This is a genomic window from Collinsella sp. AM13-34 (assembly GCF_003473055.1).
Taxonomy (GTDB): domain Bacteria; phylum Actinomycetota; class Coriobacteriia; order Coriobacteriales; family Coriobacteriaceae; genus Collinsella.
Genome location: NZ_QRLE01000012.1, coordinates 42,112 through 63,569 on the forward strand (window position 1 = coordinate 42,112; position 21,458 = coordinate 63,569).

A 21,458-nucleotide genomic window follows, 5' to 3' on the forward strand; every position below is an offset into this window, starting at 1 on the left:
CCGGTTTTTGTTTGCGAAGGACGCTTTGGATCCCGCTTTGCAACTGATTCGCCCACGCAATAAGGGGTCGTGGGCAAAAAACGTCAAATATGAGTACTGTCACAAGCCCTGTAGCATTATCTTTTTGCAAAATATGCAGTGTTACGCAACATATGTCCAAGTACTTAGCTGATAAATGCCTGCAATTCCTCCGCCGTAGGACGCCTTGTGTCCAAATCGCCTTCTGATGGCATGAAATCGCTGTTACTAAATTGGTAACAGTACTCATATTTGCTATTTTTTGTCCACGGGCCCTTGGATGACAGTGTGATTTTATGCCTTCGGGGTTCGAATCCCGGCGTATGGGTAGCAAAAAGCCCGCTACCGAATTGGTAACGGGCTTCTCAGATTCTGTGGTGCCCCCAGCGGGATTCGAACCCGCGATATCCACCTTGAAAGGGTGGCGTCCTTGGCCGCTAGACGATGGGGACAGCGGGAAAGAGTATAGCAGACTTTTTTGCCGGCGCGTATATCGTTGGCAAACTGGAAAACCACCACAAAGGTGCCTGTCTCCTTTGTGGTGGTGGGGCGTTAGGGGAGGAGCTTCATGGCGGCGTCGTGAGCGGTGCGCTCGTAGGTGTCGTCGAGGGGCTTGAGCGGCAGCAGGGCTGTGGCCTGCGCATCGCCGCGGCGCTCGAGGGCGTGGGTGATGAGCCAGTCGGCGAGCTCGGGGTTCTTGGGGAGCGCCGGCCCGTGCAGGTACGTGCCGATGACACCCTTGTAGATGATGCCCTCAAAGCCATCGTCGCCGTTGTTGCCGGTGCCTGTGACGACAGACGTTCCGAGCGGCGTGGCCTCTGCATCGAGCAAGGTGCGGCCGCCGTGGTTCTCGAATCCCACAAAGGGCTCGGGTGACAGGTCGGTCTTGACGGCGACGTTGCCGATCAGGCGGTCGGAGCCGCGTACGGTTTCGGCGGCAATGACGCCCAGGCCCTCGATGCGATCTTCGCCCATATAGTACGAACGGCCGAGCAGCTGATAGCCGCCACAGATAGCAAGCAGTGTGCCGCCGTCCTCAACATAGGCCGCGACCTTGTCTTTTTGAGCGAGCAGTTCGTGTGCCACGGCCAGCTGGTCGCGATCGGAGCCGCCGCCCATCATAACGATGTCGGCGTCGGTCAGGTCGAGCGTCTCGCCCATGTGGACTTCGTCCACACGCACGGGAATGCCGCGCCAGGCGCAGCGGCGTTCGAGCGCGATAACGTTGCCGCCGTCGGCGTAGAGGTTGAGCGCATCGGGATACAGGTAGACGATGCGCAGGGGGCGCGAAAGCTCGACCGGCGCAATATCGGTGGGGACAGCGCTACCATCGGCGCGCGTTACGGCGTGGGAGACAATCGAGCTTGCATCGTCGTCTTTAAGCCCGTCGAGCTCCTTGACTAACGGCGGGAAGGCCGTGTAGTTGGCGACGGCGTAGAAGGTGTCATCGGCGGCCTCGTCTGCCACGGCGCCGATCGCCTGCGCGACGTCCGAGATAATCGCGGCATCGATGCCGGCGTACTTGAGGCGTACCTGCATGTCGTGCGCACGCGTGCCTCCGGCAAAGGCGACAAGACCCGGCGTGTCGGCGATGCGCTCGAAGTCGACATCGTAGATCCACGAGACATCGTGGCCGTCGGCATCGTTATCGTTTAGGAAGAAGGCGCAGAGCCTGCCGCCTGCCGTTTTAATGGACTGGATCTGGCGATCGAAGCCCACGGGATTCTTGGCCAGGTTTGCCTCGACGGTGCGACCGGCAATATCCCAGCGGCCCATGCGTCCGCCGGCAGGCACGTAGGCATCGAGCGTGGGCTGCAGGTGCGCCGCGTCCACGCCCAGCTCGTGCGCCGCAAAGAAGGCGGCGGCGACGTTATAGACCATGTACAGGCCGTTGTAGCGCGTGGCGATGTGCGTTGCGGGTGCGTCGGTATTGGGTCCAAAGACCAAGTCAAATTCGTAGCCGTCGTAGGTAAGCTCAACGTCCGTCACGCGACGGACAAGCGCAGGGCGGGCCCAGCCGCACGAGGGGCAATGGTAGGCGCCGAGCTGGCCGTATTGCACGTAGTCATACTCCAGCGGCGCGTTGCACTGCGAGCAAAAACGCGAGTCGCTAATGCGATCGGACTCGGTGCCCGTGGCGCCGTCGATGCCAAAGGCGATGCTCGTGTTGGGAACGCGTGCGGCGATCGCGGCACACAGCGGGTCGTCTGCGTTGTAGATGAGCGTTGTTGCCGGAGAGAGCTCCAACGCATGGGCAATGACGTCTTGGGTATGGTCGATCTCGCCGTAGCGGTCTAGCTGGTCGCGGAACAGGTTGAGCAGCACGAAGTACGTCGGCTTGAGCTTGGGTAGGACGCGCACGGTGTAGAGCTCATCGCATTCAAAAACGCCCACGCGCTTGCCGCCGCCGGCTCGCTTGAGGCCGCTGCGCGCCTCGAGCAGTGCGCCCACCACGCCCGGCTCCATGTTGTTGCCGGCGCGGTTGCATACCACGGTGGCGCCGCTGGCGGCAACGGCGTCGGCGATGAGGTTGGAGGTGGTGGTCTTGCCATTAGTACCGGTGATCACCACGCTGCGGTCGACCAGGCTCGCGAGGTCGCTTAGCAGCTCGGGGTCGATCTTCATGGCGATGCGGCCGGGAAGCACGCCACCCTGGCGTTTGAGGACAGAGCGCAGTCCCCAGCGGGCGATATCGCTCGAGGTGCAGGCGAGAGATGAGCGGAGGTTCATGAAGCCGTTCCTAACATAGATGACATGGTCGGGGCGATCGCGTCGCTAAAAGCCGTAGCGGCGCGCAAATTCCTGGGCAAGCTGCGATACATCTTCGCAGGCGTTGGCCCAGGGGGCAAAGTCGGGGGTGTCCGAGATAATACCGTCGGCTTCCCAAACCGCCTGGTGCGAGAGGTCCCAGGGGTCGCGCGGCTCGGGTCGGCAGGGAAGATACGGCGTCTGGTACATGGGGTTCAGCAAGAAGAACGCGCCGCCCTCGCAACGGTTAGCGAACTCACGCAGCGCGCGCGTCGCCGGGCGCATCTTGTTCGTTTTGAACAGCAAGATCGTGCGGGCGAGCAGGTACCAAGGAGAGTTTTCGAGTGCGTCTGCCCCCATCTGCTCCTCGAGCTGGTGGGCCAGGGCAAAAAAGCCGTCCTGGTCTTCTAGGCGGGCGAGGGCGAGCAGCACGGTGCCGGCGGCCCGGGTAGGATAGCCTTCCGCCTTAAGAACGCGGCGAGCATAGTTGGCAGCGGCGCGGTAACGAGCGCTCGCCATGCACAGCTGCGAGATGGCCTCGAGTGTGTGAAGCCACCCGATAAGGGCCGGCTCGCTCACGGTAAGGTCCGCTGCGGTGACACCGTCGGCCAAAACATTATTGGCCCAGTAGTGCGGGACCTCCATATCAAACCCGGGCACGCCCTGTTGCAAGTAGTCGGCCGTGCTCGTCTCGAGCTTCATCAGGTCGCCCAGGCAGGCGTCGACGGGCGTGTCCGCCAAAATGATGGCGAGCAGCTGGGCATCGACGGCCAGCGCATCGATGCGGACGATCTTGAGCAGCTCATCACGCATATCGTCGAACAGGCGGTTGCGCGTCTGCTCAAACTCCTCGTCGCTGCCCATGTCCTCGATGCGATGGAGCTCGTCGAGCAGGTGGCGATGAACACCGGCATAGGACAGCAGCGCCTGAGCATGCTCGGACTGCGCATACTTTTGGGGATTCGCGCTAATGTCGTTATGGACAAGCTCGCGTGCTGCATCGGTGAGCTCGGGGTGCGACGCCAGATAGGTGCGCTCCAGGTAGGCGGGGATGTAGACGCTCGGATCCATTAGAGGTCTCCTCCCTTAAACGGCAAGCCCTGCTCGGCCGCCCGCAGTATGCGCTCGTCGATCTGGGAACGCACGATGTCGTTGGTGGCGATCCAGGCGGCAAAGCTGGCGTTGTCGGGAGCGCCCAGGCCCTCCTGCAGTACCGGCGTCGCCTCGGACAATGCAAGGACAAGCTCGTCGGTCGAGCCCACGCCCACGTTAACGCGGGCATAGACGCCATCGGGAAACTCGGTTTGGAAGTAGAGCGCCTCGGCGGCGTGGGGGCACGAACGCACAAGGATACGCAGGTAGTGTTCGGCACCCTCGTAGTCCAGCTCGCGCCAGGCTGCGCTCATCAGTGCGATGAGCGTCCACGGGTCCAAGTCGCGCTCTGCATCCTTGGGACGGCGGCGCAGCGGGGTATTCGCGAGGTACGGCACGGAGTGAGCGGAGCGAAAGCGCTTGAGCTCCTCGGCGGGGTATTCGAGCTTTGCCATGGCGAGCATCGCGGTGTGGCGGACACCAGCGGGGTCGTTGGGCGCAAAGTCCAAGCTGCGATTTGCGGCTTCGAGCGACATGCGATAGCGGCCGCTAATGAGGGCGCGCGATGCCAAGGCGGCAAGCCAGCGCAGATAGGGGCGGCGCGTGAGGTCGCCAGCGGCCTCACGCTCGTAGGGGTCCTGAGCCGAGGCGATCTTGAGCGCCAGGTCGTGTTCGACTTCATCGCACTTGGACACCAGGTACTGTACGTATTCCTCGTTGGATTCGGCGGTGAGCGCCGTCAGCATGCGCTGGGCATCCCAGTTGGCCGGATCGAGCGCGGCTGCCTCGCGGAGCATGTTCTCGGCTGCGGCTTCTTCTTGCTCTGCCTGGGCGTCGTCGGGGATAAAGGGGATGCGGTAGTCGACAGCCTCGACCACCTTGGCAATGAGGTGCCCGGCGCGGTCGCGGTCGTGCACGATGAGCGGCGCGGGGTTGCGGGTGAATTGCTCCATCAGACGCTCGACGGCGGGGCCGTCGGTGAGCGGGATATTGTCGCGGCGCAAGGCCTCAAGAACGAGGCGATGGCAATCCTCTTGAATGGGATCGAATGCCATGGGGCCTCCTTTGCTGCGGTTAGGGTTCAAATGTCTCTATATAAAGTTCTAGTTTACCCGCATGTGGCACACCGGGGGTGCCGCACTTGGACATGCACCTTTGCACCACGAAGACGGATGTCGCACAAATGTCGGCACCTTGGACGACTGAGTGGTATCACGGTGCCGCAAACGGTCGATTTTTGGCGGCGAACGGGGCGCATTTTGGAGGGGCACAGTCCTGCCCGGGATATGTGGTCAACCTTGATAAAACGTTTGCCCAGCTTGGGAGTATGAATGCCCCACAAGGGTCTTCAGGGATAGAAAAAACGTTTCATCATTGTCGGCTTTAGGTGAATAACTGACCAACCAGAACGGTAGAATAGTGTTTGTCTGAGCGTTGAGACGTTTAGACATCGCGCATTGTCATCGCCGGCAACGCGCAAAACGGTCCTAACGGAGCCAATCGGGTGCTCCGTTATATACGCAAGTCTAAGAGGGGCTTGTTTAGGAGGCACAGTATGGGACGTTTTACCAATCCTCGCGATCTGTACTTTGGTGAGGGCGCTCGCCACGAGGTGAAGAACCTCAAGGGCAAGAAGGCCATCATCGTTTCTGGCGGCAGCTCTATGCGCCGCGGCGGGTTCCTGCAGGACGTCGAGAACGACCTTAAGGAAGGCGGTTTCGAGGTCAAGCTGTTCGAGGGCGTCGAGTCCGACCCGTCCATCGAGACGGTCATGAAGGGCGCCGAGGCCATGCGCGAGTTCGAGCCCGACTGGATTATCGCCATCGGTGGCGGCTCGCCCATCGATGCCGCTAAGGCCATGTGGGTCTTCTACGAGTATCCCGAGGAGTCCTTCGATAACATCATCCAGCCGTTCAGCTTCCCGGAGCTGCGTCAGAAGGCTCATTTCTGCGCCATCTCCTCTACCTCCGGCACCGCTACCGAGGTCACCGCGTTCTCCGTCATTACCGACTACGCCAAGGGCATCAAGTACCCGCTGGCCGACTTCAACATCACCCCTGATGTCGCCATCGTCGACCCCGAGCTCACCTACACCATGCCCGCCAAGCTGTGCGCTCACACCGGCATGGATGCTCTGACCCACTGCATGGAGGCCTACGTTTCCACCTGCGCCTCTATGTTCACCGACGCCAACGCCCTGCACGGCATCCGCGAGATCGTCGAGTGGCTGCCCAAGTCCTATGCTGGCGACCATGAGGCCCGTCAGCACATGCACGAGGCTCAGTGCATCGCCGGTATCGCCTTCTCCTCGGGCCTGCTCGGCATCGTTCACTCCATGGCTCACAAGACCGGTGCTGCCTTCGAGAACGGCCACATCATCCACGGTGCCGCTAACGCCATGTACCTGGGCAAGGTTATCCAGTGGAACTCCAAGGACCCGCGTGCTGCTGAGCGTTACGCTTACGTGGCCAAGGAGATCCTGCACCTTCCCGGCGAGACCAACGAGGAGCTCATCGCTGCGCTCGTCCAGAAGATTCGCGACCTCAATGACCAGCTCAACATTCCGCAGTCCATCAAGGATTACGCGAATGGTGGCGTGAAGGTCGACGCCGAGAACCCGCAGATGGTTTCCGAGGAGGAGTTCCTCGCCAAGCTGCCCGAGATCGCTGCGAACGCCGAGACCGACGCCTGCACGCCCGAGAACCCGCGTGAGACCAAGGCTGCCGACTTCGAGAAGATCCTCAAGGCCTGCTACTACGACACCGACATCGATTTCTAATCGACTCTTGTTATCGTAACGAGGGGCTCCGCACGTATCCGTACGGAGCCCCTTTCTTTTTTCTTTTAGAGAATGGGATAGTTATGGCTGCAATTTTCAATAGCCCCAGCAAGTACATCCAGGGTCCGGACGAGCTCGCCAAGCTCGGCTCCTATGTCGAGCCGCTCGGCGCTAAGGCCCTCGTCATCGTGACGCCTTCGGGCAAGAAGCGCGTCGGTGCCAAGATCGAGGGTGGTTTTGCCGAGGCTAAGGCCGAGCTGCTGTTTGAGGACTTTAACGGTGAGTGCTCCAAGGGCGAGGTCGATCGCCTGGTTGCGCTCGCTCGCGACAACGGTTGCGACATCATCGTCGGCGTCGGTGGCGGCAAGATCCTCGACACCGCGAAGGCCGTCGCCTATTACCTGGAGTCCCCGGTTATCATTTGCCCCACCATTGCTTCGACCGATGCCCCGTGTTCGGCGCTTTCGGTGCTCTATACCGATGACGGCCAGTTCGACAAGTATCTCTTCCTTAAGGCAAACCCCAACATTGTCCTTATGGACACGACGGTTATCGCGGCGAGCCCGGTGCGCCTGACGGTTTCCGGTATGGGCGATGCGCTCGCAACCTACTTTGAGGCCCAGGCGACGCATGATGCCGACGGTGGCACCTGCGCTGGCGGCAAGGGCGGCATGGCCGGTCTGGCGCTCGCCAAGCTTTGCTACGAGACGCTCATGGCCGATGGCGTCAAGGCCAAGGTTGCGCTGGAGAAGGGTGCGCTCACGCCTGCCGTCGAGCATATCATCGAGGCCAACACGCTGCTCTCCGGTATTGGCTTTGAGAGCTCGGGCCTTGCTGCTGCTCATGCCATCCACAATGGCCTGACGATGCTGCCCGAGTGCCACGGCATGTATCACGGCGAGAAGGTCGCCTTTGGCACCATCGTTCAGCTGGTACTCGAGGATGCTCCGACTGAGAAACTCGAGGAAGTCTTGGGCTTCTGCATTGAGCTGGGCCTGCCGGTCACGATGAAGGAACTTGGCGTTGCCGAGCTTACGCGCGAGCAGGCCATGATTGTTGCCGAGGCCGCCTGCGCGCCCGATGACACCATGTGCAACATGCCGTTTGAGGTGACGCCCGAGATGGTCGCAAACGCCATTCTGGGTGCCGACGCACTGGGTCACTACTACCTCATGGATGAGTAAACTAAGGTAAGGAAGGGTCAAAGCCGGCAGATGGCTTTGCCCCTTTTTGCTATGGTGCAAAGGGGGCAGGTTACTTTGCACCAATCGTTGTTTGATGAAGGGCGGATTCTCGTATGGCGCTTCCTATGGTTTATGGCGGTCCCGGCCGGTATGTTCAGGGGCCGGGCGAACTTTCGCGTCAGGGCAGGTATTTGTCATGGTTGGGCTGCGCTGCCTATGTCTTGTTTGACCAGGGCACCGAGGATCGGCTGTGCAGGCAGATCGTCGATGGATTTCTGGATGAAGATCTGAGTGAGCCGTTCTTTAAGATTTATGACGGTCCGTGTACGGAAGAGGCCGTTGTAAAAATGGCTAAGGAAGCCCGGGCCGAGTATTGCGACATGGTGGTGGGTATTGGCGGCGGCAAGATGCTCGATATCGCCAAGGCAGTAGCGTTTTATGCCGAGTTGCCGTTGTGCGTATGCCCCACGGCGGCTTCGATGGACGGTCCGTGCAGCGCGATTTCGGTGCTGTATCACGAGGATGGGTCGTTCGACCGCTACCTGATGCTCGAGAAGAATCCAGACCTGGTCGTGGTCGATACCAACGTGGTCGCGGCGGCCCCACTGCGTATGACGGTTGCTGGTATGGGCGATGCGCTGGCAACGTACTTCGAGGCGCGTTCGTGCGCCGCGGCGCACGGCGCCAACGAGCACGGTGGCGCGCCGGGGCACTTGGCCCTGGTCGCGGCACGTTCCTGCTACGACACGCTCATGGAATGCGGTGTCGCTGCCAAGCGCGATCTCAAAAAGGGCCGTACATCGCCGGCGGTTGAGCGTCTGATCGAGTGCAATATTCTGCTCTCGGGCGTCGGTTTTGAGAGTGGTGGCTTGGCGTTGGCGCATGCCATCGCCAACGGTCTGACGATCCTGCCCGAGTGCAAGGCCATGCATGGTGAGGCCGTGGCATTTGGTCTGGTGGTGCAGCTGCGCCTGGAGCGTGCGCCCGAGCTTGATCAGGTGCTCGAGTTTTGCCAGCGCGTCGGTCTGCCGACGACGCTTGAGGAGCTGGGGCTTGGTGAGATTACCGATGCCGATTTGCTGAGCGTTGCCGACGCAACTTTTAAGAACGAGCGCAACATGGCCAACGAACAGGCAAAGGTGACTAGGCAAAAGCTCGTGCAGCTCATGCGCGAGGCATAGTTTGGCGCTTGATTGACCTTGTGCAATCGAGGCGGCGATAGGCCATGGGCTATTTGCCGCAAAGATGCGCCGCGTGAAATTTGCCCGAGGTGTGGACCGATAGCGTATTATTATCTCTTGCTTGTTTGCACTGCTCAGGGAGGGGCCGCGCATGGCGCAGGAACACGATCTGTTTGATGACATTATCGAGATCAGCAAGGGTTTCGACTTTCTTAAAAACCCGCTTGGCGGTGTGACCGATGCGCTCGATCCGTCGGCGCCGCAGTGGAATCCTGCCGACTACAAGGAGCGTCCGCGCGGCAACACCATTCCGTGCTTGACCTGCAAAAACGAAAAGAGTGGCTGCACCGCGTGCATGGACGTGTGTCCGGTCAGCGCCATCGAGGTCGAGGAAGGTGCCATCGAGATCCTCGATTCCTGTCGCAAGTGTGGCCTGTGCGCCGCTGCCTGTCCGACTGAGGCGATCATCTCGCCGCGCCTGGCGCCCAAAAACCTGTATGACGACATTGTCTCGGCGGCTACAAGTCACGAGACCGCCTACGTTACCTGCACGCGCGCCCTTAAGCGCATGCCGCGCGAGAACGAGGTCGTCGTTGCCTGCGTGGGCGATATTACAGCCGAGACCTGGTTCTCGGTGCTGGCCGACTATCCCAACGTGAGTGTGTATCTGCCGCTGGGCGTGTGCGATAAATGCCGCAACACCGGTGGCGAGGACATGCTGGGCGAGGCGATTGCGAAGGCCGAGGAATGGGCTGGTACGGGTATGGGCCTGGAGGTCGACCCCAAGAGCCTCAAATGCCATAAGCGCCGCGAGTACGAGCGCAAGGAATACATGGAAAAGATCGCCCGCACCACGGGCCTGACGGTGACCAAGCTCAACCCGGCGACGGCGGCGCTGGCCTCGGTGACGCAGAAGCTCAAAGCCCATCGCCATCAGATCACCCAGCTGGAGCGCACGCTCAACACCATGTGCGGCACCACGACGACCAAGCGTCGCCGCTCGCTCACGCATGGACGACAGCTGGTGCTCTCGACGCTGCAAAACCACCCCGAGCTTGCCCAGAACATGCAGGTGAGCACGCCGGAATGCGATTTTGACAAGTGCACGTCGTGCGGCGAGTGCGTTAACGCGTGCCCCACGTCCGCCTGCGATTTGGTGGGAAGCGGCCGCTTTGCACTGGAGTCCACGTATTGTTTAGGCTGTGGCGCCTGTGTCAAGGTTTGTCCCGAGCATGCGCTCAAGCTGGTTCAACACGACGCGTCCAATCTGGTTGTCGTCGACCCCGAGGCCGAGGAAAAGGCTGCCCAGAAGGCGAAGGCTCACGAGGAGGCCGAGAAGGTCAAGGCCGAGGCAAAGGCCAAGCTCGATAAGATGCTCGATCAGGTGGAAAAGCTCGCAGACTAGTCAGCGACCCCTATCTCTGCTTCATTAGCGCCGCCGTGGCGTCCGGGTTCGCCCAGATGCCACGGCGGCGCTATACTTATGCAGTTTGAAGTACCTGTACCAAAAGGAGCTGTCGTGTCCCTTTCCATCGGTATCGTGGGCCTGCCCAACGTAGGCAAGTCGACGCTGTTCACCGCGCTTACCAAAAAGACCGGCCTTGCCGCCAACTACCCGTTTGCCACGATCGACCCCAACGTGGGTATCGTCGACGTGCCCGATAGCCGCCTGCAAAAGCTCGCCGACATCGTCAACCCCGGCCGCATTGTGCCGGCAACGGTCGAGTTCGTCGACATCGCAGGTCTGGTGAAGGGCGCTAACGAGGGCGAGGGTCTGGGCAACCAGTTCTTGGCAAACATCCGCGAGACCGACGCCATCTGCGAGGTCGTTCGCTACTTTAAGGATCCCAACGTTATGCGCGAAGTGGGCCGCACCGGCGAGTTCGTCGACCCCGCCGGTGACGCCGACACCATCATGACCGAGCTCATCCTGGCCGACATGGGTACGCTCGAGAAGCAACTGCCCAAGCTCGAGAAGGAGGCCAAGCGCGACAAGGAGCTCATGCCCAAGTTCGAGGTCGCCAAGCGCCTACTCGCCTGGCTCAACGAGGGTAAGCGCGCCGCGTCCATGGAGATGACCGACGAGGAGCGTGCTGCCGCCAAGGGTCTGTTCCTGCTCACCATGAAGCCCATCCTGTATGTGGCCAACGTGGACGAGGATATGCTCAACGACGACCTGGCGCCCATCGACGGCGTCAAGCCGCTGCCGATCTGCGCCAAGATCGAGGCCGAGCTTTCCGAGCTCGATCCCGAGGACGCCGCCGACTACCTGGAGAGCCTGGGCCTGGAGCAGCCCGGTCTGGACGTGCTCGCGCAGGCAGCCTACAAGCTGCTCGGCCTGCAGTCGTTCTTTACGGCTGGCGAGATGGAGGTCAAGGCCTGGACGGTGCGTCAGGGTGCGACCGCTCCGCAGGCTGCCGGTGTCATCCACACCGACTTTGAGCGCGGCTTTATTAAGGCCGAGGTCATTGGCTACGACGACTACATCGAGCTCGGTGGCGAGCAGGGCGCCAAGGCTGCCGGCAAGCTGCGTATTGAGGGCAAGGACTATGTCATGGCCGATGGCGACGTCGTGCACTTCCGCTTTAACGTATAAGGACGACGCATATGTTTAAATATGGCAAAAAAGCTGGCTACATGGGTATTGCGCTGCTCGTACTTGCGGTGATTCCGCTGGTGGTCGCAGCGTGTGTTATCCCCAACATTGGTCCCGAGGTAGCAACAAAGTTTAATGCTGCCGGCGAGGCGACGCGCTGGGGCAAGAGCTACGAGTTGCTGGCGCTGCCGGTGCTCAACTTGCTGCTGAGCGTGGCGACGTACTTTACGGCGGGACGCCAGGCAAAGAACAATGAGGAATCCGCCGCCATGGCGCGCATCGTGTGCGAGCGCTACCTGCGAAACGGCTGCATCACGGGTGTGTTTCTCAACGTAATCAACGTCTACTTTATGTATTCGGCGATTACCGGTATGGGCTTTGGCCTGGGCTTTTAGCTTGCGCCTTTAGGCAACGAGCCTGCAAGCATATTCGATGGCTGCTGCGAGGCCGCCGCTCGATCGTGGTTTAAAGACCATGTCGGCGGCGGCCTCGTTTTCGTATCCGGCGCCGCGAAGGGTGAGCGCGGTACCGGCTTCCAGGAGAAGGGGCAGACCGCGTTGGCTGGTTGCGATTACGGCAGCCTGATTGAGCGAGCAGCTGTGCGCTTGGCATTGGATGGCAAGTTCGCCTTGCGCCGGGCAAGGGACCAGAACGGCGGCTACGCGACTTGATAGCAATGCAAATGCTGTGCGCTCATCGGGCGAAAGACATTCTGCTTCAACGACGACGAGCTTGGGCGGTGCGCTGTTTGTGCGAAGCGTGGCTCGGTACGTGCGGACCGAAGAACCCGACATAGAAAACTCCTGTGTATTCGGCAAAACGTAAACTATAGTTTACGTTTATGTTCGGCTCCATTTCAAACTCGTCTGCATGGACGAACGTGCTAAACAGATTCTTGGCAGGCGGGTCGAAGAGACACGCAGGGACCTTGGTATCTCCAAGGTTGATTTTTGTGTGGCGACAGGAATCAGCCGACCCTACCTCGACCGAATCGAAGATGGGACGGCAAATTTCACGCTCAAGGTTCTATTTAAGATCGCGCCCGCACTCGGCATGACGGTGTCAGAGCTTCTCGAGGGTATCGAATAGGGGATACCCGTCGACAACTGAATTACGCCATCGGGATGCGGTCGTGGTTGACTTGGCTGTAGAACAGGCGCTGGATTTCGGCGGCATCGCGTGACTGGCCGAGTGCCCACATGGTTTTGGCCACGAGCGTCTCGGTTGTCATATCGTCGCCGCGCAGAATGCCCGGATGATCGGCGTAAGCACGGCCGACCTCATAAACGCCCAGATCGAGGCCCTCTTCGGGGACCTGCGTAGTCATAACGACGGTGCGGCCCGAATCGACCCAGCGGAAAATTGCCTCTTGGAACGACTCGCCCGACTCACCAAACTCGGGAATACCGCCAATGCCAAAGGTCTCCAGGATTACAGCATCGTAGCTATCGGCAAGGGCTTCGAGGATGCCCGGGTTTACGCCGGGCGTAAGCTTGAGTACAAATACGCGCGGGTCGATGCTGTCGTAGAAACGCACCGGGTTTTCGCCCTGATGCGTGCCGTGAAGCCCGTTGCGCACGATGCGGTCGTTGCGGATGTAGGCAATGGGCGGATAGTTGACGCTGATGAACGCGTTAAAGCTCATGGTGCGCTGCTTGCGGGCACGCGTGCCGGCAATGGCGACGCCACCAAACACGATCGAGACGTCGTGCGAGTGCTCGTCGAGCGCATAGAGCAGGCTCTGGTACAAGTTGAGCTTGGCGTCGGTAAAGGGGTTGCCCATGGGCTTTTGCGAGCCGGTGAGTACGATGGGCTTGGGGCTGTCCTGAATCAGGTAGGAAAGCGCTGCCGCGGTGTAGCTCATGGTGTCGGTGCCGTGCAGAATCACGAAACCGTCGTGGTCGGCATAACCCTCGACGATGACGTCGCGGATGCGCATCCAGTCGCTGGGGCGCATATTGGTGCTGTCGATGTTCATGGGCTGCACCACGTCGAGCTCGCAGAGACCCGAGATCTCGGGGACGCTCTGGGCGAGCTCCTCACCGGTCAGGGCGGGGGAGAGGCCATTGCCGTCCTCGGTTGATGCGATGGTGCCGCCCGTGGCGATGAGAAGGATGCGCTTCATGCTGGTATTCCTATCGTATTTGCCGCCGCAAAGGCGGAGTCGTTCGGCAGTATTGTGGCACAGGGCGTCCAATGTTCAAACGTATTACATCATCCGTAACGTTTGGTAACACTTCAATTGTCGTCAAACAGGGGCCCAGGTCGTGCGTTTGCCGTGCGCTGATGGCTGCGAGGGACGAGAAACCCCATATAACGTGTACACTATGGAAGTTAATTTCGTTCATTCGCGCGGGTGGGCACCGGCTCCCCGCCAACAAGAGGGGGAACCATGGATCAAAAGGCTTCCGCAAAGGTCCTCGTACTCGACTTTGGTGCGCAGTACGGTCAGCTCATTGCCCGTCGCGTCCGCGACCTCAACGTGTATTCCGAGATTGTCCCCTGCGACATCTCGGCCGACGAGATTCGCGAGATGAACGCCTCTGCGCTCATCCTTTCCGGCGGCCCGGCCTCCGTGTACGCCGAGGACGCTCCGTCCATCGACCCCGCCATCTTTGACCTGGGCCTTCCCGTCCTGGGCTTCTGCTACGGCCATCAGATCACGGCCGTGACGCTCGGCGGCAAGGTCGGCCACTCCGAGGTGGGCGAGTACGGTCGCGCCACCATCACGCGCACGGCCGGCGCCAAGCTCTTTAACTCCACGCCCATGGAGCAGACCGTGTGGATGAGCCACCGCGACGCCGTGTCCGAGGTGCCCGAGGGCTTTACCGTTACCGCCAGCACCGACGTATGCCCGGTTGCCGCCATGGAGTGCATCGAGCGCAAGATCTTTACCACGCAGTTCCACCCCGAGGTCAAGCACTCCGAGTACGGTCAGCAGCTGCTGAGCAACTTCCTGTTTGAGATCTGCGGCCTGGAGCCCAACTGGAGCATGGACAACCTGGTCGAGACCATGACGGCTGAGTTCCGCGAGAAGGTCGGCGACGACCGCGTGATTCTGGCCCTGTCCGGCGGCGTCGACTCCTCCGTCGTGGCTGCGCTGGGCGCCCGTGCCGTGGGCAAGCAGATGACCTGCGTGTTCATCAACCACGGCCTGCTGCGCAAGGGCGAGCCCGAGCAGGTGGAGGAGGTCTTCACCAAGCAGTTTGACGTCGACTTTATCCACGTCCACGCCGAGGATCGCTATGCCGAGCTTCTGGCCGGCGTGACCGAGCCCGAGGAGAAGCGCCGCATCATCGGTACGCAGTTCTGGAAAGAGTTCTTCGCCGTGGCGCAGCAGCTCGAGTGCGACGGCAAGCCGGTCAAGTACCTGGCTCAGGGCACCATCTACCCCGACATCATCGAGTCCGGCGCTCGCAAGACAGGCGGCAAGACGGCCACCATCAAGAGCCATCACAACCTGATCCCGTTCCCCGAGGGTGTACACTTCGACCTCATTGAGCCGCTTGATCACTTCTTTAAGGACGAGGTCCGCGCGCTTGGTCTGGCGCTGGGCCTGCCGGGTCACATCGTGTTCCGCCAGCCTTTCCCGGGCCCGGGTCTGGCCATCCGCATCATCGGTGCGGTCGACAAGGAGAAGCTCGAGATCCTCAAGAATGCCGACGCTATCGTGCGCGAGGAGCTCGACGCCTACAACCAGCGCCTGTTTGAGCAGACCGGCGAGCGCAACTCCGAGCACAGCTGCTGGCAGTACTTTGCGGTCCTGCCCGACATCAAGTCCGTCGGCGTTATGGGTGACGAGCGCACTTACCAGCGCCCGATCATCCTGCGTGCCGTCGAGTCCAGCGATGCCATGACCGCCGACTGGGCCAAGCTGCCCTACGACGTCCTGGCTCGCATCTCCGGCCGCATCGTTGCCGAGGTCCCTGGCGCCAACCGCGTCTGCTACGACATTACGTCCAAGCCGCCCGCGACCATCGAGTGGGAATAGAACAGGCGTTCGATAAAATAATATAGTATTAGATAGCGGGCACGGTTTCAATCGAATCCGTGTCCGCTGCTGTATGTGTGTCCTTGCACGCCCAATATGTGCCGTAAAAGCCGTCTTCTTCAACGTCAAAGTGAATGGGCTTCATTTTTGCCTTTTAAAATCTAATTTTCACGATTTGCATTTTCATCCCGTTGTCACCGACCCTTGCGAGAAACCGGAAAAAGCCGCTGACAGAAGGGTCTCTCAAATCGTTGTAACCCAGCATATAGCCGCGACTTGTGACCTGTAGACGGCTGTTCCACGTGCCGATTTCCTTGGCGGCATCCGAAACCGCAAAATATGCCCCCACATCCTTGATTTTTGCAGTCTTAAGCCATGTTTTTGCGATCATCTTTACTGCCGTCCGATTGGCAGCATCAAAGACCAGCACACCGCCGGGGAAAGCGTCCGCCATCCCCCGCACCAGTTCCCGGACCTGCTGGGTCAGAAAGTAATAGAACACTCCGGAGGCAAAGAACACCGCCCCGCCGGAGGCATCGATTTTGCCAAACCATGCGGTGTCTTTCAGGTCGCAGGGGATATTTTGTTCTCGATCCCCGGCGGGCAGCAGCTGCTGCCGCAAGGCAATCACATCCGGGAAGTCCAGATTGTAGATCTTGCATCTACCGTTGTCGCAGGTTCTGCCGGTGTTGTCTAGCCCGCAGCCCAGATTGACCACCGCCGCATTGGGGTGGTCTTTCAGGTAATCCCGCACCTCAAAAGCAAGATCACCCTGCCGCGTGGCCACCTCCAGCGCACCAAAGCGCTGCATCAGGCTGCGGGAGTTTTTCTCTGCCTCTGAAAAGTCGTAGTCGATCTGGCCGAGCAGACGAACCGCTGTTTCATCCTTGTAAAGGTTCGGGTACAACTCCGTACACAGCTTCCGGGAATACAGCGGGAGGATCAGCGTCTCCTGCACGGTGTTTTTCTCAATTTTACATTTCATAGGTTTCTTCCTCAGTGAATAAAAACTGTCATAATTGCCGCCAGCACAGCCGCTATGACCGGCATGCCTGACTCATGTGCAGGATGGATGCAAAAAATGCCCGTGCTTGATGCCCTTACTTCCGCGCCGTGACGCAGAGCCACTTTTTCTTTTTGCGTATCTGCACCTCGTGAAAACCCGCCTGCTCCAGATACGCCTTTAATTCAATGTCCTTGTAGATGGTCATGCCGCCGATGATCTGCGTCCACCTCTCGTCCTTGTCCGTATCGCCATTGCTCTCGTTGCAGATGAGAATTGTCCCGCCTGGCTTCAGCGTCCGCCAGACCTCACGGAAGCATCGGGGCAAATCAGGCCAAAAATAGACGGTCTCAAAGGCCGTGGCGGCATCGAAGTAGCTATCCTCAAACACCATATCCGCCACACTGCCTTGCAGAACGGCACAACGCCCCTCCCGAATTGCAATTCGGTTGAGCTTTCTAGTCTTCTCCACGCTGACGGGCGAATAGTCGACGCCCTTGACGACGCCATGCGGGCATTTTTTCAGCAGCCGTTTTATGTTCGCCCCGCCGCCGCAGCCGCAATCCAGCACCTTGGCATTTGGCGCAAGTCGTAGAAATCGAAGTCCCCACCGCGCCACAGGGCTGTGGCCCAGGTTCATCATGGCAACCATAAGTTTTCCGCCGAGGCCCACGGGCTTGCGGGTGTTTTCAAAGAACGACATCTGGCCCCTCCGATTTCGTGCATTCCGCATAGGTCAACGGGAACGAGGCCTTCAGCACCGCGCTTTTCCGCACCGCCCAGCCGTTTTGACGCAGGAAACGCAGGTATTCCTCGCTTGTCCACCTGCTGTGGAGGGGGAATCCCGCCATACTCATGAAAAAGGCTTTTGCCTTGCCGGAAACCGAGTTCCCCGCGTGGGTGAAGGTTGGCGCGATGAGCACGCCGTCGTCCTTCAGCACCCGCCTGATTTCTTGCAGGGCCTTTTCCGGATGCGGCACTATGTGAAGCGCGTTGGACGCGATCACCACTTCGAAGGACTTCTGCGCATAGGGCAGGCGGAACATATCCTGCACGGAAAAGTGCAGCTTTGCGGATTGATTGTCCCGCTTTGCTTCAAGGATCATCTTTGCAGAAGCGTCCGTAGCCTCGATATGCGCCGCCGCATTCACGATGCTCTTTGCGATAAGTCCCGTGCCGGTGGCCACTTCCAGTACGGTTTTTGCTTTCACCACCGGCCTGATCAGCTCATACATCTTCTCATACGCCGCCCGGTCGTTTCGCATGAAACGGTCATACCGACCGGCGTTCTTGTCCCAGAAACCCTCGCGTTCGTGCATGGCTGTCGCCCCCAAACAGTTAGAGCAATCTAACTATAACACACGAATCATGCAGTAAGATGAGGCTAACCTTCTTTTCTTGGCTAAGACGCATCTCTTCGGTTTTCGCTTATAACGGCGCGAATCAGATACTAGGCTGGAGCTGAAGAAAGAGCTCGGCGGACAGGTAGGTCGATACCGGTTCCCGGAACGGTGATCCAGCCAATTACACCAGGGCTCTAGTCATGCAGGTAAACCCAATCCATGACGGGAAATAGGTCCTTTTCTCTAGCCCGACGTCTTTCGCGGGCGACGGGTTAATGTGGCTGGCGGGATTCCCTGCACGAAGCCGTTGTTGCCACCGCCTCCAGGCGCGGTTCGCTCGGCAAGATGGGCGACTACGAGGCCGTACTCGGCGAGGTCAGAAGATCCGATATGATGCGGGGCATCTGGTCCTCTTACGTCTCGGCATCACCCTATGCCGAAGGCGTCGATTTCGAAGAGGCGGTCGATTTGGCCATCGAGCTCGCAAGGCTTTCGGAGCTTGACGATTTGGACTGATGGAGGTGAGAAGTCCCTCACCGCGCCAATACCAGACGATTGCGCTATAGGCATCTCTCCGACCCTTTGAATCACCCCTTTTCACGCTACCCGCTACGAACCCCGGTGGGAGCCGGGGAGTGATTAAAGGAGCGACCTGCGGATTTGCGAATCAATCGAGTCATTCCTGAAATCGCGAATCAAGGGCGTGATTCGCCCAAATTGCGCACGAATCAGCCCTTAGGCGGTATAGTGCGACACGGACTGACAGATCCGTACCGGATAGTCACTGAGGGGACCGGCTCGCTCAGATCTGGCTCGTATTATCGTTCCACGCCTTCGAGCTGCTCTACTGGACGGGCATCCGCTGCGGCGAGCTCCTGGCGCTCACACCGTCTGACTTCATGCTGGAGAGCTCGCGGCTGCGCATCAACAAGTCCTACCAGAGCCTCCGCGGCGTGGATACCGTGACCGCCCCCGAGAAGCCCAAGTCGGTGCGCACAATCGTCATGCCCGCCTTCCTGCGTGGAGGCGAGGCCCTCCGTGAGCGTTCAGAAAGCACCGAGGGACTCGATGGCGGGTTGGCCAAGGAGGTGCGGCTGGGTTGCCCCTTGGGGCGAGCTGAACGAGTCTTTGCAGCGGTGGATCGAGCTGGTGATGAGGTTCTTCCCGGCGTTCGGCGGGCCTGTTGACGCACTTTCGATCGACAAGTCGATGGAATCATCGATGGCAGTGCCAGAGACGCTTGACATGGATACTGATGGGGACACGAGCATCTTCGATATGGGACGCGGGTAGATTGAGTCTTTAAGCTCCATCTGGCACGCGGTTCTCAACGCTATTTGGGACTAATTAGCGATAGAACATAAAGAGAGTGCTTGATGCGGGTCTTCAATCTGTTCCCGCGCTCTCTGGTCCTATCGTGCCGTCATCAAGCATCTTATTTACTCTGTGCAATATAATTCTGGATGCAAAAAGATACCTGCACGGAGGTTTCCGGAATGTCCAAGCTCAACATCGACCAGAAAACGATCAAGCTGCTCCTTACAGATAAGCATTCAGACTTCCTCATCCCAGATTACCAGCGACCTTACGCCTGGGGCGAAGACGAGTGCGCAACGCTGTGGGACGATCTCTTCACCTTCGCGTTTCCCAACGACGACTGTGACGCCTTCAAAAGCACTAGTGATGAATACTTCCTCGGCCCCATTGTTACTTTCAAGAACGACGCAGGCCAGCTTGAAATAATCGATGGCCAGCAGAGACTTACAACCATCATGTTGCTGCTTAGGGCGTTTTACGACAAGTTCGCAAACATGAAGGACAAGCAGTCAATTAAAGTGCGTGACTCGATTGCTGGCTGCGTCTGGAAGACCGATGAGTTCGACGACCCCGACATGGATGCGCTGAAAATTGATTCAGAGGTGGCGAGCGATTCCGACAAAGATGAGTTTCTAGATATATTGCGCCACGGCGCTGTGGGCCCCATGGCCCACAGCGCCTATTCACGCAATTACGCCTTCTTCTCTAAAAGAATGGCCGAGATGGCAAGCGAGTGGCCAAGCTACATCGCGCTATTCGCCGCTCGCATTCTCAATAACGTAATCTTGCTTCCCATCGAGGCGGAATCCCAGGACACCGCACTCAGGATCTTCTCGACTTTGAACGACCGTGGACTTCCGTTGGCAGACGCTGACATCTTTAAGAGCCAGTTCTACAAGCACTTTTCCATCGAGGGCCGCAAAGACGAGTTCGTCACGCGCTGGAAAGCGCTCGAGGAAACGGCCAACCTTATTTTCAAACCGACCTCGGGCACACCGCTCGACGAGCTTTTCACCCGCTATATGTACTATCGCCGTGCCAAGAAGGGCATCCGAGACACAACGACCAAGAGCCTACGCGACTTCTACAGCGATAACTCGTATGAAATCCTACGCGAGGACGCGACGCTCGACGATTTGGAGTCTCTGCTCGATTTTTGGAAACGGGTTGATGCGCAGGAGGGCTTTTCCGAGCGTGTAGCACGCCGCCTATTCGTTCTCAATTACGCACCCAACGGCATGTGGGCTTATCTGTTGAGTACCTGGTTCCTGGCAAAGCGCAATACCAAAGGCGAGCTGGACGACAAAGAGCTCTACGATTTCCTTTGCTACATCACTGGATTCATCTACGCCTACTCACTTGAGCGTCCCGGCGTAAACGCCCTGCGCGGTCCCGTCTATCCCGCACTCATAGATATCGTAGAAGGTCGCAAGGTCGACTTTTCAGCCCATCTGTTCGACCGTGAAACAATTACGGGACGCTTCAGAAGCTATCAGTTCACCAACCAACGTCGCTTCACACGATCGATGCTTGTTTGGTGGGCCTACTCAGATCCTAAGCAACCTCTCATGGACTTGGACACAACGCTCGAGATTGAACACATCTATGCAAGAAAGCGTAACGAGGTACATCCGCTATCCAATCGCTCAAATCTTGAAGCACTAGGAAACAAGGCGATGTTGGAGAAGCGCGTAAACATTCGCGCCTCAGATTACCAACTGACGGATAAACGCAAGTATTACGAGGGCTATGTGAACGATAAGGGCGTTGAGGTGTCGGGGACCGCTGTTCGCGAACTCGTGGAAATTGCGCGATGCGGCGACTTTGCCGAGGGCGACATCGAAATGCGCACCGAGCGGATCATCACTACTTTTGTCGAGTGGCTTGGCAAGTTGGGCCTGTTAAGGGAATAAAACTTGATTCATCTTCGCTTATCGGTCTTGGACCTGGAAAAGCTCGTTGCTTTTGCTCAGTAGACGGACGTTGCCGTCTGCTGCGGTTGCGTGTCAAACATTGGTGTCAGTACCCCGGAAAAGGGGTGTGGCCACCGCCTAGAGTTTTCAGTTACCACGCTGAGACGATAGGAGATGACCACATGGACACTGTAGCGCACGAGGCGCCCGCGACGCCATTGCTTGCGTTTCGCCATCGCTGTTCGAAGCGTGTCGCTTGGGACTCCTGACCAGAGGAGAGCTGACCGTTCCTT

18 protein-coding genes and 1 tRNA gene are annotated in these 21,458 nt (G+C 59.1%); 10 read left to right on the forward strand and 9 right to left on the reverse strand.

Annotation, left to right across the window (positions count from 1 at the left end):
• Positions 1–393: 393 nt before the first annotated feature.
• From DW151_RS06320 to DW151_RS06340, 4 genes are all read right to left on the reverse strand, one after another.
• Positions 394–470, reverse strand: a tRNA-Glu gene (locus DW151_RS06320).
• Between the two features lie 100 nt (positions 471–570).
• Entirely contained in the window at positions 571–2,748 is a 2,178-nt protein-coding gene (locus DW151_RS10660) for a MurT ligase domain-containing protein (RefSeq protein WP_199577654.1), read from the reverse strand.
• Positions 2,749–2,793: 45 nt separating this feature from the next.
• Complete coding sequence (locus tag DW151_RS06335; RefSeq protein ID WP_117765281.1) at positions 2,794–3,837, reverse strand: hypothetical protein; 1,044 nt, start codon at positions 3,835–3,837, stop codon at positions 2,794–2,796.
• Positions 3,837–4,913 (reverse strand): hypothetical protein, encoded by a 1,077-nt coding sequence (locus DW151_RS06340; protein WP_117640114.1) that lies wholly within the window; start codon positions 4,911–4,913, stop codon positions 3,837–3,839. Before DW151_RS06340 ends, DW151_RS06335 begins: the two co-directional genes overlap by 1 nt.
• 500 nt (positions 4,914–5,413) lie before the next feature.
• Here DW151_RS06340 and DW151_RS06345 point away from each other — a divergent pair, with 500 nt between their 5' ends.
• The 6 genes from DW151_RS06345 (at position 5,414) to DW151_RS06370 (ending at position 11,993) form a co-directional block, all read left to right on the forward strand.
• Entirely contained in the window at positions 5,414–6,637 is a 1,224-nt protein-coding gene (locus DW151_RS06345; RefSeq protein WP_089572776.1) for an iron-containing alcohol dehydrogenase, read from the forward strand.
• 83 nt (positions 6,638–6,720) lie between these two features.
• The gene (locus DW151_RS06350; RefSeq protein WP_117563611.1) at positions 6,721–7,821 is read left to right on the forward strand and encodes a glycerol dehydrogenase; all 1,101 of its coding nucleotides are present in this window, start codon (positions 6,721–6,723) and stop codon (positions 7,819–7,821) included.
• A 113-nt stretch (positions 7,822–7,934) separates the two neighbouring features.
• Positions 7,935–9,002 carry a glycerol dehydrogenase gene (locus DW151_RS06355; RefSeq protein ID WP_118334960.1) on the forward strand — a complete coding sequence of 356 codons (1,068 nt, stop codon included), beginning with the start codon at positions 7,935–7,937 and terminating at the stop codon, positions 9,000–9,002.
• A gap of 151 nt (positions 9,003–9,153) precedes the next feature.
• On the forward strand, positions 9,154–10,407 hold the full coding sequence (locus tag DW151_RS06360) for a 4Fe-4S binding protein (RefSeq protein ID WP_118334962.1): 1,254 nt from the start codon (positions 9,154–9,156) through the stop codon (positions 10,405–10,407).
• Positions 10,408–10,521: 114 nt separating this feature from the next.
• Positions 10,522–11,598, forward strand: a complete 1,077-nt coding sequence (ychF, locus tag DW151_RS06365; protein WP_035136922.1) for a redox-regulated ATPase YchF — start codon at positions 10,522–10,524, stop codon at positions 11,596–11,598.
• An 11-nt stretch (positions 11,599–11,609) separates the two neighbouring features.
• Positions 11,610–11,993 carry a DUF1648 domain-containing protein gene (locus DW151_RS06370; RefSeq protein ID WP_117800541.1) on the forward strand — a complete coding sequence of 128 codons (384 nt, stop codon included), beginning with the start codon at positions 11,610–11,612 and terminating at the stop codon, positions 11,991–11,993.
• Between the two features lie 9 nt (positions 11,994–12,002).
• Here DW151_RS06370 and DW151_RS06375 read toward each other — a convergent pair whose 3' ends face one another.
• Complete coding sequence (locus tag DW151_RS06375) at positions 12,003–12,392, reverse strand: hypothetical protein (RefSeq protein WP_117563606.1); 390 nt, start codon at positions 12,390–12,392, stop codon at positions 12,003–12,005.
• Positions 12,393–12,468: 76 nt separating this feature from the next.
• Here DW151_RS06375 and DW151_RS10915 point away from each other — a divergent pair, with 76 nt between their 5' ends.
• Positions 12,469–12,687, forward strand: a complete 219-nt coding sequence (locus tag DW151_RS10915) for a helix-turn-helix domain-containing protein (RefSeq protein ID WP_035136926.1) — start codon at positions 12,469–12,471, stop codon at positions 12,685–12,687.
• A gap of 22 nt (positions 12,688–12,709) precedes the next feature.
• Here the strand turns inward: DW151_RS10915 and DW151_RS06385 are convergent, their stop codons facing one another.
• Complete coding sequence (locus tag DW151_RS06385; RefSeq protein ID WP_118334963.1) at positions 12,710–13,723, reverse strand: asparaginase; 1,014 nt, start codon at positions 13,721–13,723, stop codon at positions 12,710–12,712.
• Positions 13,724–13,990: 267 nt separating this feature from the next.
• Here DW151_RS06385 and guaA point away from each other — a divergent pair, with 267 nt between their 5' ends.
• Complete coding sequence (gene guaA, locus DW151_RS06390) at positions 13,991–15,589, forward strand: glutamine-hydrolyzing GMP synthase (protein WP_118334965.1); 1,599 nt, start codon at positions 13,991–13,993, stop codon at positions 15,587–15,589.
• A 154-nt stretch (positions 15,590–15,743) separates the two neighbouring features.
• Here the strand turns inward: guaA and DW151_RS06395 are convergent, their stop codons facing one another.
• The 3 genes from DW151_RS06395 to DW151_RS06405 form a co-directional block, all read right to left on the reverse strand.
• Entirely contained in the window at positions 15,744–16,574 is an 831-nt protein-coding gene (locus DW151_RS06395) for a class I SAM-dependent methyltransferase (protein ID WP_118334966.1), read from the reverse strand.
• Positions 16,575–16,689: 115 nt separating this feature from the next.
• On the reverse strand, positions 16,690–17,295 hold the full coding sequence (locus DW151_RS06400) for a class I SAM-dependent methyltransferase (protein ID WP_118334968.1): 606 nt from the start codon (positions 17,293–17,295) through the stop codon (positions 16,690–16,692).
• The gene (locus tag DW151_RS06405; protein WP_118334969.1) at positions 17,282–17,911 is read right to left on the reverse strand and encodes a class I SAM-dependent methyltransferase; all 630 of its coding nucleotides are present in this window, start codon (positions 17,909–17,911) and stop codon (positions 17,282–17,284) included. The genes DW151_RS06400 and DW151_RS06405 overlap by 14 nt, the downstream gene beginning before the upstream one ends.
• Before the next feature lie 369 nt (positions 17,912–18,280).
• On the opposite strand from DW151_RS06405, the gene DW151_RS10665 reads away from it, so the two are divergent.
• The gene (locus DW151_RS10665) at positions 18,281–18,451 is read left to right on the forward strand and encodes a hypothetical protein (protein WP_199579909.1); all 171 of its coding nucleotides are present in this window, start codon (positions 18,281–18,283) and stop codon (positions 18,449–18,451) included.
• Between the two features lie 980 nt (positions 18,452–19,431).
• Positions 19,432–21,165 carry a DUF262 domain-containing protein gene (locus DW151_RS06420; protein WP_118334971.1) on the forward strand — a complete coding sequence of 578 codons (1,734 nt, stop codon included), beginning with the start codon at positions 19,432–19,434 and terminating at the stop codon, positions 21,163–21,165.
• Positions 21,166–21,458 lie beyond the last annotated feature (293 nt).

Coding starts and splice junctions, on each gene's coding strand:
- DW151_RS10660 (WP_199577654.1), bottom strand. CDS start 2,748: ATGAACCTCCGCTCATCTCTCGCCTGCACCTCGAGCGATATCGCCCGC.
- DW151_RS06335 (WP_117765281.1), bottom strand. CDS start 3,837: ATGGATCCGAGCGTCTACATCCCCGCCTACCTGGAGCGCACCTATCTG.
- DW151_RS06340 (WP_117640114.1), bottom strand. CDS start 4,913: ATGGCATTCGATCCCATTCAAGAGGATTGCCATCGCCTCGTTCTTGAG.
- DW151_RS06345 (WP_089572776.1), top strand. CDS start 5,414: ATGGGACGTTTTACCAATCCTCGCGATCTGTACTTTGGTGAGGGCGCT.
- DW151_RS06350 (WP_117563611.1), top strand. CDS start 6,721: ATGGCTGCAATTTTCAATAGCCCCAGCAAGTACATCCAGGGTCCGGAC.
- DW151_RS06355 (WP_118334960.1), top strand. CDS start 7,935: ATGGCGCTTCCTATGGTTTATGGCGGTCCCGGCCGGTATGTTCAGGGG.
- DW151_RS06360 (WP_118334962.1), top strand. CDS start 9,154: ATGGCGCAGGAACACGATCTGTTTGATGACATTATCGAGATCAGCAAG.
- DW151_RS06370 (WP_117800541.1), top strand. CDS start 11,610: ATGTTTAAATATGGCAAAAAAGCTGGCTACATGGGTATTGCGCTGCTC.
- DW151_RS06375 (WP_117563606.1), bottom strand. CDS start 12,392: ATGTCGGGTTCTTCGGTCCGCACGTACCGAGCCACGCTTCGCACAAAC.
- DW151_RS10915 (WP_035136926.1), top strand. CDS start 12,469: ATGGACGAACGTGCTAAACAGATTCTTGGCAGGCGGGTCGAAGAGACA.
- DW151_RS06385 (WP_118334963.1), bottom strand. CDS start 13,723: ATGAAGCGCATCCTTCTCATCGCCACGGGCGGCACCATCGCATCAACC.
- guaA (WP_118334965.1), top strand. CDS start 13,991: ATGGATCAAAAGGCTTCCGCAAAGGTCCTCGTACTCGACTTTGGTGCG.
- DW151_RS06395 (WP_118334966.1), bottom strand. CDS start 16,574: ATGAAATGTAAAATTGAGAAAAACACCGTGCAGGAGACGCTGATCCTC.
- DW151_RS06400 (WP_118334968.1), bottom strand. CDS start 17,295: ATGTCGTTCTTTGAAAACACCCGCAAGCCCGTGGGCCTCGGCGGAAAA.
- DW151_RS06405 (WP_118334969.1), bottom strand. CDS start 17,911: ATGCACGAACGCGAGGGTTTCTGGGACAAGAACGCCGGTCGGTATGAC.
- DW151_RS10665 (WP_199579909.1), top strand. CDS start 18,281: ATGGGCGACTACGAGGCCGTACTCGGCGAGGTCAGAAGATCCGATATG.
- DW151_RS06420 (WP_118334971.1), top strand. CDS start 19,432: ATGTCCAAGCTCAACATCGACCAGAAAACGATCAAGCTGCTCCTTACA.